10 protein-coding genes are annotated in these 13,418 nt (G+C 62.9%); 3 read left to right on the top strand and 7 right to left on the bottom strand.

From position 1 onward, the window contains the following. Nucleotides 1–146: 146 nt before the first annotated feature. The 5 genes from ADJ70_RS01040 to ADJ70_RS01020 all read right to left on the bottom strand — a co-directional run bounded on the left by ADJ70_RS01040 (nucleotide 147) and on the right by ADJ70_RS01020 (nucleotide 6,107). On the bottom strand, nucleotides 147–2,255 hold the full coding sequence (locus ADJ70_RS01040; protein WP_050342742.1) for a heavy metal translocating P-type ATPase: 2,109 nt from the start codon (nucleotides 2,253–2,255) through the stop codon (nucleotides 147–149). A 14-nt stretch (nucleotides 2,256–2,269) separates the two neighbouring features. Next, nucleotides 2,270–2,575 carry a hypothetical protein gene (locus ADJ70_RS01035; RefSeq protein ID WP_050342740.1) on the bottom strand — a complete coding sequence of 102 codons (306 nt, stop codon included), beginning with the start codon at nucleotides 2,573–2,575 and terminating at the stop codon, nucleotides 2,270–2,272. A gap of 137 nt (nucleotides 2,576–2,712) precedes the next feature. After that, on the bottom strand, nucleotides 2,713–5,391 hold the full coding sequence (locus ADJ70_RS01030; protein ID WP_050342734.1) for a ferrous iron transporter B: 2,679 nt from the start codon (nucleotides 5,389–5,391) through the stop codon (nucleotides 2,713–2,715). 23 nt (nucleotides 5,392–5,414) lie between these two features. Next, entirely contained in the window at nucleotides 5,415–5,651 is a 237-nt protein-coding gene (locus tag ADJ70_RS01025) for a FeoA family protein (protein WP_050342732.1), read from the bottom strand. A 168-nt stretch (nucleotides 5,652–5,819) separates the two neighbouring features. After that, a complete protein-coding gene (locus ADJ70_RS01020) occupies nucleotides 5,820–6,107 on the bottom strand; it encodes a FeoA family protein (protein WP_050342731.1) in 288 nt (95 codons plus the stop codon). A 552-nt stretch (nucleotides 6,108–6,659) separates the two neighbouring features. Here ADJ70_RS01020 and ADJ70_RS01015 point away from each other — a divergent pair. From ADJ70_RS01015 to hemH, 3 genes are all read left to right on the top strand, one after another. After that, nucleotides 6,660–7,655 carry a hypothetical protein gene (locus tag ADJ70_RS01015; RefSeq protein WP_172674418.1) on the top strand — a complete coding sequence of 332 codons (996 nt, stop codon included), beginning with the start codon at nucleotides 6,660–6,662 and terminating at the stop codon, nucleotides 7,653–7,655. Further along, a complete protein-coding gene (locus ADJ70_RS01010; protein WP_172674417.1) occupies nucleotides 7,630–8,475 on the top strand; it encodes a LuxR C-terminal-related transcriptional regulator in 846 nt (281 codons plus the stop codon). Before ADJ70_RS01015 ends, ADJ70_RS01010 begins: the two co-directional genes overlap by 26 nt. 1,787 nt (nucleotides 8,476–10,262) lie before the next feature. Then, nucleotides 10,263–11,348: a ferrochelatase gene (hemH, locus tag ADJ70_RS01005; RefSeq protein ID WP_050342724.1), complete on the top strand. Its 1,086-nt coding sequence runs from the start codon at nucleotides 10,263–10,265 to the stop codon at nucleotides 11,346–11,348. A gap of 31 nt (nucleotides 11,349–11,379) precedes the next feature. On the opposite strand, the gene ADJ70_RS01000 is transcribed toward hemH, so the two are convergent. Together ADJ70_RS01000 and ADJ70_RS00995 are read right to left on the bottom strand one after the other, a co-directional pair. After that, nucleotides 11,380–12,297: an FAD:protein FMN transferase gene (locus tag ADJ70_RS01000; protein ID WP_050342722.1), complete on the bottom strand. Its 918-nt coding sequence runs from the start codon at nucleotides 12,295–12,297 to the stop codon at nucleotides 11,380–11,382. Nucleotides 12,298–12,303: 6 nt separating this feature from the next. Then, nucleotides 12,304–13,410, bottom strand: coding sequence for a 4Fe-4S binding protein (locus ADJ70_RS00995; RefSeq protein WP_050342720.1), 1,107 nt, complete (start codon nucleotides 13,408–13,410; stop codon nucleotides 12,304–12,306). Between the last annotated feature and the right edge of the window lie 8 nt (nucleotides 13,411–13,418).

Below are 13,418 nucleotides of genomic sequence, written 5' to 3'. Positions count from 1 at the left end.
AATAATATAAATATATCTTAAGGTCAAGTGTCAACGTACTATTCGTTGGATCTGCGCTAGTACAGTGCCCTCCGTAAAAACACAGCACGCCGGATCCTCGAGCCAGGTCAGACGCCTCGCCAACCCTCCACAAGACACACCCTGTCTTAGGTCTCGCTCTTCCTGAGCAGTCTTCTCGTGTTGAGCGCCACGACCGCAAGCGTCGTTCCGTTATGCAGATAAGCGGCTGTGGTCACAGGCACGAGGCCCATCACGCCGCCCACGATGAGGAGGGAGTTGAAGCCTACGATAAAGCGGTAGTCCCAGCCGATGCGCCGCATAAGCCGTTGTGACAGGACCCTCATCATGACCAGGGACTCAAGCGAGTTATCCATCACGGCAACGTCCGCCACCGCCCGGGCAATATCGCTTGCATCCGAGAGTGCCACCGACACATCGGCCGAGGCGAGGGCGGGCGAGTCGTTAATGCCATCTCCCACCATGATGACGGTATGCCCGTGGGCCTTGAGCGCATCGATATGGGAGCTCTTGTCCTCGGGCAGGACCTGCGCGTGGTAGTCATCAAGCTCCAGCTCGCTCGCCACATGGGCAGCGGCAGCCTTGGAGTCTCCCGTAAGCATGATGACCCGCCTCACGCCAAGGCCGCGCAGGCGCGAGATGACCTCCCTTGCCTCGTCGCGCAGCGGGTCAGCAATGCAGATAGCTCCGACGAGCTGCCGCTCACGCGCAAGATATACGACGGAGGAGCTGGGAGCCTCCCGTGCAATGCGCTCATCCAAGTCGTCGGGCTTTTCCACGCCCTCGTCCTCGAAGACAAAGTGGGCGCTCCCAATGATCATCCTGTCGCCACCCACATGGGTCGATATGCCGTGGGCGACCACGTAGTGCACCTTGGCATGCAGCTCACGCTCATGCGAGAGGTGGCGGCGGCGCGCCTCTCGCACGATGGCGCGTGCCATGCTGTGCGGGAAGTGTTCCTCGATGCAAGCGGCATAGCGCAAGACGCTGGCCTCGTCCATCTCACCGAAGGCAAGCACCTTCTCGACCTGGGGAGACGCATGGGTGAGCGTTCCCGTCTTGTCGAAGACGACTGTGTCGGCAGCGGCAAGTGCCTCCAGGTACTTGCCGCCCTTCACGATGACGCTCAGGTCGGAGGCCTCCCCCATCGCGCTCATCACGGCCACCGGGGTAGAGAGCTTGATCGCACAGGAGTAGTCAACCATGAGGACGATCATGGCCTTCTCGACGTTGCGCGTGATAGCCATGATGGCAAAGAACGCAAGCAGGTTGAGGGGCACGAGCGAATCCGCGAGCCTCTCTGCCTTGCCCTGCACACTGGCCTTGAGACTCGCTGACTGCTCGACGAGAGTGGCAATGCTGTCGATGCGAGCTTCTCCCGGAGCTGCGGTCACACGAACAGTGAGCTCGCCTTCCTCGAGCGCCGTCCCGGCATAGACCGTCGAGCCCACGCCCTTGTGCACAAGACGCGCCTCACCCGTCAGCGACGCCTCGTCGAGGCTCCCCTCACCGGCGATGACGGTCGCGTCCACCGGAAGGACCGAGCCCATGCCCATGCGCAATAGCATCCCCTCGCGCACCTCAGACATCGACACCTGCGTGTCCTGGCCATCGATGACAGCCCAGGCCGTCTGCGGCCGCGTGATCAGGCCCTCCTTGAGGGCGAGATGAGCACGACTCTGAACGTGATCCTCGAGGATGTTGGAGAGCCCCAGCAAAAACATCACGGCATCCGCATCCCAATAGCGCCCTCGTGCGAGAGACGCTCCGATGGCCATGGCATCGAGCACCTCTACCGTAAGCCTACCCTTTGTCAGATACCCGAACCCATTGACGATGTAGCTCAGCCCCATAAGAACGGTCCAAGCAACGCGCAGGGGCATCGGCAGCAGCCACTTGCGGGCATAACGAGAGACGACGTGCCTCACGACCCGTAGGATGAAGCGGTTCTTCTCGGCGGCAAGCTCTACCTGGCCAGCGAAGGGCTCAATGCTCCCATCTTCGCGTGGAAGAGCAAGCACATCGAGCATGCCGATCGCATCGAGCACCCGTTGGCGGCAGCTCGGCTCGAAGACGACAAGTACGGATGCGTTAGCAACGTGCACCTCCGCATGGCTGACGCCATCAAGGCGCAACAGCGCATGCGAGATGCCGTATGCCTCCTTGTCATCGAGCGTTCCCGTAGAGCAGCGAAGGCGCAGACGCCCCGGTATGTCAGAGACTATGGCATACAGCATGGCAGAGCCACTCCCTAAGCGTCAGCACCAGCCTTGTCGATTTCGGCCGTCACCTCTTCGCGGATGCGACCTTCCTCCTTGGCGAGACGCTCCTTGACCGCCGCATCGATCCTCACCCTGCGGCGGGCCTCGGCAGTGACGTCACTGGCGTCATCGATGATGGACTGCGTCTCGGCACGTACGACATCGGCAAGCTTGATGCCACAGGCAGCCACAGAGACGGCACCTCTATGGAGCACGCCCCTTTGCGCAAGCCTCACGACGGCCGCAGTGGCTGCCGCCCCTGCGGCGGCAATACAGGCCTGATGATGAAAGCCCATGTCAGAACCTCTTTCTCTTGTGAGAGGTACCCCCGCACCCCTCAGTTTTGTCACACCTGCGATAGGTGCCGCCCGCACGGGGCGACACCTAGCAGGCTAGCGCAGGCCAAGACCGACACACGGATAGTGCGGCGCACTCACACCGTATCTCCAGCACCGGCTAGGCTGTCCAGGATCTTGTCATCCTTCTCCTTCCACTTGGGAGTGGGACGGAAGAGCTGGAAAAGCATCGCTGCGCAAAGCACGAAGGCCACCACGGTCCAGAAGCCAAAGCTGCCAAAGACGATCAGCTCGTAGAACTGGTTGATGAGCAGTCCCACAACCCAACCAAAGACACATTCGTAACCGATGGCGAAGGCCGTCCACCTGGCGGACTCCATCTGTCGGCGGATGGTGCCCATGGCGGCGAAGCACGGGGCGCAGAGCATGTTGAAGGCCACAAAGGCGCACATCGCACCGACATGAAGCGTACCCTCCACAGTGAACATGCCGGCAAAGCCCCGCCACATGCTGACGGACTTCTCGGTCGCGTCACCCAGGCCGTAGAGCACACCAAAGGTCGAAACCAGGTTCTCTTTGGCTATCAGGGCCGAGATCGACGAGGACGTGGCCTGCCAGTTCCCAAAGCCGAGTGGCATGAAGATCCAGCTGAGCGCTCCGCCTATTCCCGCGAGGATGGAGTAGTCCATGTAGCCGTCAGGCACGCCCTCCATACCCTGCAAGAAGCCAAAGGCGCCCGATCCGCCCTCCCAGCCGGCGATGCCAAAGTTGGAGAGAAACCAGATGCCCACGGCAGCCGCGAAGATGATCGTGCCAGCCTTCTTGGCGTAGGAACTGACGCGTTCCCACACGTGCAGGAGCCAGGAGCGGAGGGAGGGAAGGTGATAGTCGGGCAGCTCCATCACGAAGGGTACCGGGGCGCCCGCGAAGGGCCTGGTCTTCTTGAGCATGACAGCCGAGACGATGATGGCAACGATACCCATGAAGTAGAACAGGGGAGCCACCCACCAGGCACTGTTGTCGGCGCCCACGAGCACGCCCATCACAAGCGCGATGATCGGCAACTTGGCCGAGCAGGGAATCATGGTGGTGAGCATGGCCGTCATGCGGCGATCGCGCTCGTTCTCGATGGTCTTGGTCGCGAGCACGCCGGGCACGCCGCAGCCCGATGAGATAATCATGGGGATGAACGACTTGCCCGAGAGACCGAAGCGACGAAAGACGCGATCCATAACAAAGGCAACGCGGCTCATGTAGCCACAATCCTCAAGGAAGCAGAGGGCAACGAAGAGACAGAAGATCTGTGGGATGAAGCTCAGTACGGCTCCCACGCCATTGATGATGCCATCGCCCACGAGCGACTGCACCATGTCAGAGGCACCCGCGCCTGTGAGCCAGCCCGAGACGACGTGCGGGATGGAGTCCACGAAGCCATCGTAGTCATGCTGGTCAGGCTCGGGGCTGTCAAGCGCAGTCTTGAAGTCATCGATCGTTACCTTGTCAACGACCTGGAGCTGCTGGCCGCCCTCAAGCACGGGGTTGCCGTCTGCATCCACCTGAGAGATGACGTTGCCATCGGTATCGAGGAAGTTGCCATCCTCGTCCGTGGCAGGGACGTCAGTCGCGACGACACCCGCCTGGCTGGCGGCATCCTCGAAGGTGGAGATCGTCTCCTTGTCCTCGTCGGTTGGTTCCTTCGCGTCAACGGCATCCTGGACGCCATCGACACTTACGCCTGCGTCTTCCGCAGCTGCAATGTAGCCGCTGATCTGGTCTTTGTAGTGATTGTCCTTCCAGGCGTCATCGGCCTCCTCAAACTGCTGGGCTGACTGGGCATTCACGAAGAAGCCGTCGCCAAAGAGGTTGTCGGTGACCCAGTCGGTTGCCGGTTTGCCTACCAGCACCAAGGCCACCCAGTACACAAGGATCATGACGCCCACAAAGATGGGAAGCCCCAGCACGCGGTTGGTGACCACACGGTCTATCTGCTGCGAGCGCGTGAGCGTCTTGGGGGCCTTCTTCACGCAGGCGTCCATGACCGTGGCGATCCAGTCATAGCGATCGGAGGTGATGATGGACTCAGAGTCGTCGTCGCGCTCTTTCTCGACTGAGGCGATATGGCCCTCGAGTGAGGCAAGCTCGTCGGACGAGAGCCCCAGGGCCTTGATGGCGTCCGCATCGCGCTCGAACAGCTTGATGGAGTACCAGCGCACAAGCTCGGGTTTGCACTTGTCCTTGATCGCGGCGGAGATGGCATCGAGGGCAGCCTCGACCGCAGATGAGAAGCAGCTCACGCCGCCGGGGACATCGCCCTTTTTGGCTGCCTCGATGCCCGACTTAACGAGCTCGTCGAGGTTGGTGTTGCGCAGTGCCGAGACCTCGAGCACGGGCACGCCCAACATCTGGGACAGCTTCTTTGTGTCTACAACGTCACCGCGCTCCTTGAGGAGATCGCACATATTGAGCCCCACGACCACGGGACAGCCCGCCTCCAGGATCTGGGTCGTAAGGTAGAGGCTCCGCTCAAGATTTGTGACGTCGATGAGGTTGATCACGGCGTCGGGGCGGTCGTTCACCACGTAGTCGCGCGAGACGACCTCCTCTGGCGAGTAGGGCGAGAGCGAATAGATGCCCGGCAGGTCAACAAACGTGACATTCTTGTCAGCCTTCCAGGTTGCCATCTTCTTCTCGACCGTGACGCCCGGCCAATTGCCCACATAGCCGTTCGAGCCGGTGAGCTCATTGAACAGCGTCGTCTTGCCGCAGTTAGGATTGCCGGCAAGGGCTATGTTCAGCTTCTGTTTCTCAGTTGTCATGGGATACCCTTTCGCGCAGGGGCCTAGGCCCTCGCAACATCCGTGACCTCGATACACTCGGCCTCGTCCTTGCGCAGCGACAACTCATAGCCACGCACCGTGACCTCTATGGGGTCGCCGAGCGGGGCGACCTTGTGCACGAGCACCTGAGTGCCCTTGGTGAGACCCATGTCCATGATCCTGCGCTTGATTGCGCCGGTACCGCTGAGCCGCGCCACCGTGGCGCTCTGTCCGACCTTCACATCCTTCAGGGTTGCCATCCATGCCTTCCTTCTCCATGCCGCCGCAGCGACGAAACAGGACTGCACCTCCTATTGCCATGACATCCCTGCGCAGCGCAGGATAGCCCACACGCAACGCAAGGGCGGTGTCATGCCGCCAGTCTTTTACTGGGGCGTGGCAAGGTGCGATATGAGGTGGTCACGAGGCTAGGCGGTCACGACGCGCATCGCCATCTCGCGTCCAATGCCAAAGGTCGCGCCCTTGACGCTCACGAGGACGTCCCCGTCCACGCGCGACACGACCTCAATCTCGGCTCCAGGGACAAAGCCCATCTCGGAGAGGTGCTGGCGTAGGTCCTGACTACCACGCACCTTGAGGACGGTTGCGGTCTGTCCCTCGCTCACCATTGCAAGCGGCAACTGCGCGCCCCTCACCGGGGCTGTACCCTCATCCTCTGTGGCCACGTAAGCTCGATCGTCAATGACAGCTTCCATACCAGTCTCTCCTTCTCCCATCGATTCAGGTGCCCAGTAGGTACTCTCCGAGAGGCCCAGCTCTACGGAAGGCCGAACCAATCGTGTATTTTGGTGAGTAGTAGTATACGGCTGACTTCTGATGGCGCGCAAGACCAATGGTAGTTTTAGCGAACTTAGTGGACATTTTTGGCTCTTCGCGACTCCTGGCAGATGGTGTGAGTCTACGAAGGACCAATTGACGATTATCTACGGTGACCAGCCAAACATCGGGACCCGCCTGAGCGGAGCCTGAGGAGTATCGGCATAGCCACGCGCGACGACTCGCGTGTGCCAACCTGCACACATACGCAAAAACCGTGCGTCACGCCACCTGTCCGTCTGTTTGCACACGTGTCGCACGACGGCGGCAGACAGGCTGCCACACGAGGTGCCACAGAAGCATCGGGCCTTGTTTGTGCTGGTAGAAACCATCGTCTGCTGATTGCATAGGTTTTGATGGCAGACCAACGCCCACTCCCACCCTATGCTGTGCGTATAAGGAACCCTGTAATCGGCAGGTAAGGGGGAGATATGTCGGGGAAAATGATGTCTCAAGGTCGATCGGGCGGCAGTGACGATTCGCACAGGCCTCGCGAGGGCTCCCACCCTTGGACGACCCTCCTCTGCCCATGCGCCATCGCAGCAGGAGCGCTCGCCGGCGCGTTTCCCCGCCTCGCTACGACGACGGTGTACGTCGCGATACCTCCCGTGGGCGTTACGGGATTCTTTGCGCCGACGCTTGTGCTTGCCATCGGCATCCTCCTCGTGGCTTGGGACCGCACGGGTGGATGGGCGGCAAGAGGCCGCAACGCCTTGGTGGCCCACCTGCTGTGTCTCGTCTTTTCCGTCGCGTTCATCGTGTTCGAATTGGCCTGCCTGTACCTGCGTGGTGTACTGTCAGAGTGGAACTATGTCTCCGTGACGCCGTGGATGCGCTGTCTTGAGCTAGGATGGGGCACACTGTGCCTGTTGCTCCTCATGCTGGCTGTTCTGCTGTCGCCTTCGAGCGGGACGTCACGCCACCTTGTGGCCCATTCGTGCCAGATTTCCACTTCGGTACTCGTGCTAGGTCTTGCCTCGGGCTTTGCCTTGGCCCTCTCATCGATGGACGCTACCACGGGAGGTACCGTTCCAAAGGATGCTCGTATCGTCATCGTGGTAGCTGTCATGCTGTGTCGCTTTCTGTGGATGATACTGGTGACCTTACTCGTGCCCTCGCCATTATCGGAGTCCCTGAAGGGTCGCTGGCTTCCATGGGGGAGCCTGCTAGCGGGACATGCGCTCGGCGCTATCGTGCGAATGCTGACCGAGGGTACTCAGGCGGGGTTTATCTACGTGGGCCCAGCCTACCATCTGACGCTGCTCGCAGCATCGCTTGCTTTGCTTGTCATCGCACTTGTGGTGGGCAGACGAGCATCGCGGCGCAGTGCGCAGCCACGTACGGACAGGGAGGCAGCAAGACCCAAACTTCCGTTCGCACCCCAGGTCTATGAGAAGATGCTTGTCGGGCTTGCGGGGGGCGGATAGTCTCAGTGGCCGTGAGAGACAGGTCATTCTCATGACGCTCTCGGGCTGGCCTGCAAGCGCCATTGCCGGTACGCTCCACGTGTCAGAGCCCACCGTCAGCTCCTATCGCGGCAGGGCTTACCGAAAGCTCAAGGTCAAGTCACTGCCCGAGCTCGTCGCTCGGGTGCGCCCCTTGCGCCGAGTCGCGCCAATTGCCAGCTTAGGGCGACCGCTAGCATCTGGCATACGCCGTGTCGTGGCCCTCGCGCTCGTGCCGTGTACTACCCTCGTCGTCTCCCTCTGTCTTGGGGATCGTGGGGTGACCGTCTTTTCACTGGTCACATGCGCCATGATGGCGACCGGGGTCTTCTCGCTCCATCGGGCGCGCGGGACGGCCGGGCGAGACGCCCACGGCGCGGGGACTCGCGACGCGGAGGCGGCCATAGCGCTCGGATCCCTCTGTACCCTCGCGGGCACGCGCGCCCTGGGCAACAGCCCAACTGGCCCTGCGAGCGCCCTTGCAGGCTACCTGGTCCTCGGGACGGTAGGTGCCCTCGTGCCTCTTGCGGCGCGCGGCGGACGCGACGCGGCGCTGTCAGACGCGATGCTCGCCTGTGACGAGCGCCCCAGGCTCTACCTGCTGGGACGCGGCCTCACGCAGCTGGAAGCGAGCGTCAGCGTCCTGACGGCGGAGGGGGTCCCCGCGCCGGGCATAGCGTCCCACCTTCACGTTGCCCTCCCCACCGTCTACTCCTATAGGGCGCGGGGCCTCGGGAAGCTGGGCCTGCACGGCAGGGGGCAACTCCTGGAGCTCCTCAGGAGAGAGGCCGGCATGAGGTAGCACGCCGTACACTGCCGGGCGGTGATGAACGTGCGAGGCGGCGCGTTCAGGGGCGAGTGGCAGTGCGTTTCTCACTGCCAGACGGCATCGAGCGTACCGTATCGGTACGATCAGGGCCGAGTGGCAGTGCGTCCGGTACGCTCGGGGGCGAGCGGCAGTGCGTCTCACACTGCCGCTCGGTGGTGAACGTGCCGGGTAGTGCGTCTCACACTGCCACTCGGCGGTGAACGTACGGGACAGCGCTCCGTACACTGCCACTCGGTGGTGAGCGTACTGGGCGGCACGTTCAGGGGTGAGTGGCAGTGCGTTCCTCACTGCCAGACGGCATCGAGCGTACCGTATCGGTACGATCAGGACCGAGTGGCAGTGCGACCGGTACGCTTAAGGGCGAGTGGCAGTGCGACTCACACTGCCACTCGGCGGTGAGCGTGCTGGATAGTGCGTCTCACACTGCCACTCGGCGGTGAACGTACTGGGCGGAACACTCAGGGGCGAGTGGCAGTGCTGGCCGGGACGGACTCCGAACCCGCAGCCGTTGCGCCGACGTCAAGACACCCCGGCCGGGGTGTGACCTGGACCTTACCCTTACCCGGAGACGACCCTTCGCGGGGGAGTCTCTTTACGGACAGGACGGTTTCTCGACTAGTCAGGATGATCCTGAGTTCCCGGCACCTCCTTAGCCCACAACTGGCAGCCTGATGGTGTCCCGGCCTGGCCCGGGGCGCTCCATCAGCGAGGCCCTCTGCCCAGACTGCGCCTTTCCGTGCGGCCAGGCCCCAGGCCGAGGCTTGCGGGCCCTGGCGCAACCCCCCCGCAGGCTGGCGGGGGGTTGCTCGAGCGCGTTTGCCCAGTTGAGGCATTCTCCATAGTGCCCCGCAGGCTGGCGGGAGGTTGCGCCCCGCGCCCCCCGGGCGGCGACGTGACCGAAAGGCGCAGTCTGCGCGATCTGGGAATCGCAGAATGCGGCTTTGCGTGAGTCGATCAGGCCAGAATGCACCTTTTGGTGAGAAGCTTGGGCAGAATGCGCTTCTCCGTGAGCCGCAGGTTGCAGAGTGCGCTTTTCCGTGAGCCGACGCCGCGTTTGCCCAGGTGAGGAAAAGCGCACTCTACGGAAAAGCGCATTCTGGGGCTTGACGTCACGGAAAGACGCATTTTGCGAGCTCCAGAACGGCCAGAGTACGTCTTCTCGTAAGACGCCTCACGTAAAGACGCATTCTGGAGGTGACGCCTCAGCCAGAGTGCGTCTTTTGGTGAGGTGCGCCCCGGGGGCGCGGCCAAAGTGCGCTTTTCCGTGAGGCGTGCTCTGCGGGCGCGGGCCAGAGTGCGCTTTTCCGTGAGGCGCAGGTTGCAGAGTGCGCTTTTCCGTGAGGCAGCGCCGCGTTTGCCCAGGTGAGGAAAAGCACATTCTACGGAAAAGCGCACTCTGGCCCCCGCCCCTCACGGAAAAGCGCAGTCTGCGCGACGTGGGAGCCGCGGGCCGCGCCTCTCCGTGAGGCGTTGGGCCGGGATGCGCCCCTCCGCGAGGTCGCGCGCACGGCCCTCCCCCGCAGCCGGGCGCAGGTCCTCAGGGCAGGCGACGGCTCGGGCCTGTGTCCAGCGGGCTCAGGAAGTGCCGGGGAGTCAGGCTGATTTGTTCCGTGTCTCCTTGGGCATCTGTCCTGCTCGTGAGAAGTTACGAGCGGCCGTGACGAGATCGTGAGGTAGGTTGGACTCAGAACACCCCTGGAGCCCCAAGAGGCTATCCTTGTCTGGCAGCGCGCCAACCCCGACACGTGAGAGACACGACCATGGCCCACGACACGGCACCCCACAGCACGACGCGAAGCATAGGCGTCATCGTCGCCAACACCGGATCCCCCGCCTCACCTGCCCCCGATGACATCGAGGCATACCTTGGTGCCTACCTCATGGATCCGCGCATACGGCAGCTTCCCTTCTTCCTCTGGCACCTTTTGGTGTTCAAGCTCATACTCCCGAAGCGCAAGTTCACGTCCTCGAGGCGCTACCAGTTCGTCTGGACAGAGAAGGGCTCCCCTCTCGTCACCAACCAGGAGCTGCTCTGTCGCAAGGTGCAGGCCTTGTTCGAGGGTGATCGCGCAGGCGAGTTGCCCAGCGTCAGCGTGATGAGCGCCATGAGCTACGGCGAGCCCTCCATCGCCTCTAGGCTCTGGCAGCTCCATGAGCAGGGCTGCGACCAGCTCATACTCCTGCCGCTCTACCCACAGAGCGCCTACTGCATCACCCAGTCGGTCGTGGACTCCTTTAGTCGCGCCCTACGCGAGCTTGGCTGGAACGTTCCCTACCAGGTGATAGACCACTACTTTGACAACCCGCTCTACATCCGCGAGGTCGCACGGCACATCACGGAGGCCGGCTTCACGAACGCCAGCGATGAGCACCTGGTGCTCTCGTTTCACGCCATTCCCCTCAAGGACGAGCGGGCGGGTGACAGCTACCGGTCCCAGACGAGAGCCACAGCCGACCTCGTGGCACGGGAGCTTGGCATCGATCCTGCGAGCATATACGTCTGCTACCAGAGCGTCTTCGGGCCGCATGAGAAGTCCTGGGCGTCTCCTCTCGCAAAAGACGTGCTCGCTGGCTGGCGAGACGAAAGCTCGCGCGTCTACTTTTGCTGTCCGGGCTTTGCCGTTGACTGCCTCGAGACCATCTATGACATCGCCCACGAGATTGTGCCCGCACTTGAAGGTGAGGGCTCAAAGCCCGTGGTAGAGCGCACGGGCGGCTCAGTCGAGCGCGGCATGAACTCCAGTGGCAGGCTCATCTGGGTAGGGTGTCTGAACGCCACGGACGAGCACGCGGCCATCGTGAAGTCGGCCATAGACGGGGCGCTGGGGCGCCTCGCCCACAGCTAGCGCCTCGCCAGTGGCAAGAGCCTCACGGGCGTCAGAGCAGCTCGAAGGCGCCCGCCGAGGTCTGCGCCACGCTACCGTCCATGCCAACGAGGAGGGCATCCACGCCCTCCAGCGAGTCGAGGTACGAAAGCGCCTCGGCCATGCCCAAGAAGAAGGGCTTCTTGCCCAAGGTCTCCCCGTCCACCGAATGCTCGGTCCGCAGTGTCACGCTTGCGACATCGGTTGCGACGGGGTGTCCTGAGCGCGGATCGAGGATGTGGCCGTAGCGTCTCCCTGCGCAAGAGAACGCCCGCTCACAGAGACTGCTCGTGACGAGGCCCTGGTCCTTGAGCCGGCAGAGGGCCATGGGGTCCCCAAAGGGCTCACCGGGGCGCGCGACACCAGCCCGCCAGGCACTGCCGTCAGGACGCGACCCCACGCACAGAACGTTTCCTCCCAGGTTGAGGACGGCATGCTCGCAGCCGGCAGCCCTCAGACCCACAGCAAGGTCATCGGCGACGTAACCCTTCGCGATCCCGCCAAGGTCGATCTTGGCAAGGGGGTCGTCGAGCCAGACCTGGGTCCCCACAACATGGACGTGCTCGCTGCTCACATGACGGAGGGCCTCCTCGAGCGATGAGCTCGTGGGAATCCGACCCTCCTTGAAGTCCCAGAGCTCGAGCACCACGCCCAACGTGATGTCAAAGAGACCCCCCGTAAGACGGGAGTACTCCAGCGCAAGAGAGACGAGCCGTGCCGTCGTGGGAGCGACGCGTACGCGCCTGCCGGCTGCGGCGTTGATGCGTCCGACATCGCTCGTGTCGTCGAAGCGCGAGAGCGTGCCGTGAAAGAAGGCACAGCGCGCCAGGCAGGCATCGATGAGACGCTGGTCACAGTCAGCCCTAATGCGCACGAGGGTGTCAAAGAACTCCCCCGCGCCCTCTATGAGCGGTGGGCGGGCGCCAGCCATCAGTCGTCAGGAGACGAGAGGCGACGCGGGCAGGTAGTTGAGGGTGCCCCCAAGCCACAAGAGGCCGAGCAGCACCAGGGCGAGGGCGGCGACCCTCAGCGTGCGATAGTCGTGCCAAAAGAGGTAGGAGGAGGGCCGAGGCGCAGCCGGCCGCTGGGACCCGCTCGCGCACGCGGCTCTGGCCTCACATGCGAATCCTTGGTGGCGCAGGGCCTCCTCGGCACGCTGCAGGGCGGGACCAAGCGTCACGCACCCGGGCCTGGCCACGCACTCGCAGCGATCGCACTGGATGCATTCCCCCATCCACCGGCCCTCGCCGGGCGGATAGATGCGCACGGGGCAGGCACGCTTGCAGCCGGCGCTGCCAGCGAGGTCATGGGGATTGCGATGGCGATTTGACCTGGGGATGATGGGCATGAGCGAGAAGAGTGCGCCAAGCGGGCAAAGAAACTCGCAAAACACGCGCTCCTTGAGAAGCATGGGCACCATCAGCACGAGAAGGATGATGCCGCCCGCGATCCCCATGCTCCCGAGCGAGAGGCTCGTAAGGTGCCCGAAGGCAGTCCAGGGGGAGGCGGAGCTGATGATCGAACCCGCACCAAGAAAGGACCCTGCGAGCAGGGCCGCAAGGACAAGGTACTTGAGGAGTCGCAGGACATCCTCCACCTTGTCGGGGACCCTGAGTGACCTCAGGCGCAGCTTGCGCCGGATAGCATCTCCAAGCTGAAAGAGCACATCTCCCAAGGTGCCGAAGGCGCAGGCATAGCCGCAGAAGAAACGACCGAACACAATCGTGTGGACGAGGAGGGCCACGAGCGTAATCGTAAAGCCCGTCATCTCAATGGCCTCGCCCTTGCCCAGGCTCACCATGATAGAGCGCGCTGCCGAGAAGGCAGTCGAGAACGCCTGCGGCGAGAGGAGGAGAAAGACCAGCTGAACACCAAGGCGTGTCCACCTCACGAAGCTATGGCGGCGCTTACGGGGACTTACCTGTTGCCCTGACCTGCGGGCGGTCCCATCTTCGGCCCTGTTTGCCTTGACATCTCCCGCGTCGCCTGCCGCAGACCTGGCATCGCGCTGCGCGGGCGTCGTGGCGTCTGCGATATCGCTCATGCGATGGC

Source organism: Olsenella sp. oral taxon 807, assembly GCF_001189515.2.
Lineage (GTDB): Bacteria > Actinomycetota > Coriobacteriia > Coriobacteriales > Atopobiaceae > Olsenella_F.
The sequence above is the reverse complement of the archived record's forward strand: the minus strand, read 5'-3'. Positions and strand labels throughout refer to the sequence as shown.

Coding starts and splice junctions, on each gene's coding strand:
- ADJ70_RS01040 (WP_050342742.1), bottom strand. CDS start 2,255: ATGCTGTATGCCATAGTCTCTGACATACCGGGGCGTCTGCGCCTTCGC.
- ADJ70_RS01000 (WP_050342722.1), bottom strand. CDS start 12,297: ATGGCTGGCGCCCGCCCACCGCTCATAGAGGGCGCGGGGGAGTTCTTT.
- ADJ70_RS01035 (WP_050342740.1), bottom strand. CDS start 2,575: ATGGGCTTTCATCATCAGGCCTGTATTGCCGCCGCAGGGGCGGCAGCC.
- ADJ70_RS01025 (WP_050342732.1), bottom strand. CDS start 5,651: ATGGCAACCCTGAAGGATGTGAAGGTCGGACAGAGCGCCACGGTGGCG.
- ADJ70_RS01020 (WP_050342731.1), bottom strand. CDS start 6,107: ATGGAAGCTGTCATTGACGATCGAGCTTACGTGGCCACAGAGGATGAG.
- ADJ70_RS01030 (WP_050342734.1), bottom strand. CDS start 5,391: ATGACAACTGAGAAACAGAAGCTGAACATAGCCCTTGCCGGCAATCCT.
- ADJ70_RS00995 (WP_050342720.1), bottom strand. CDS start 13,410: ATGAGCGATATCGCAGACGCCACGACGCCCGCGCAGCGCGATGCCAGG.
- hemH (WP_050342724.1), top strand. CDS start 10,263: ATGGCCCACGACACGGCACCCCACAGCACGACGCGAAGCATAGGCGTC.
- ADJ70_RS01015 (WP_172674418.1), top strand. CDS start 6,660: ATGTCGGGGAAAATGATGTCTCAAGGTCGATCGGGCGGCAGTGACGAT.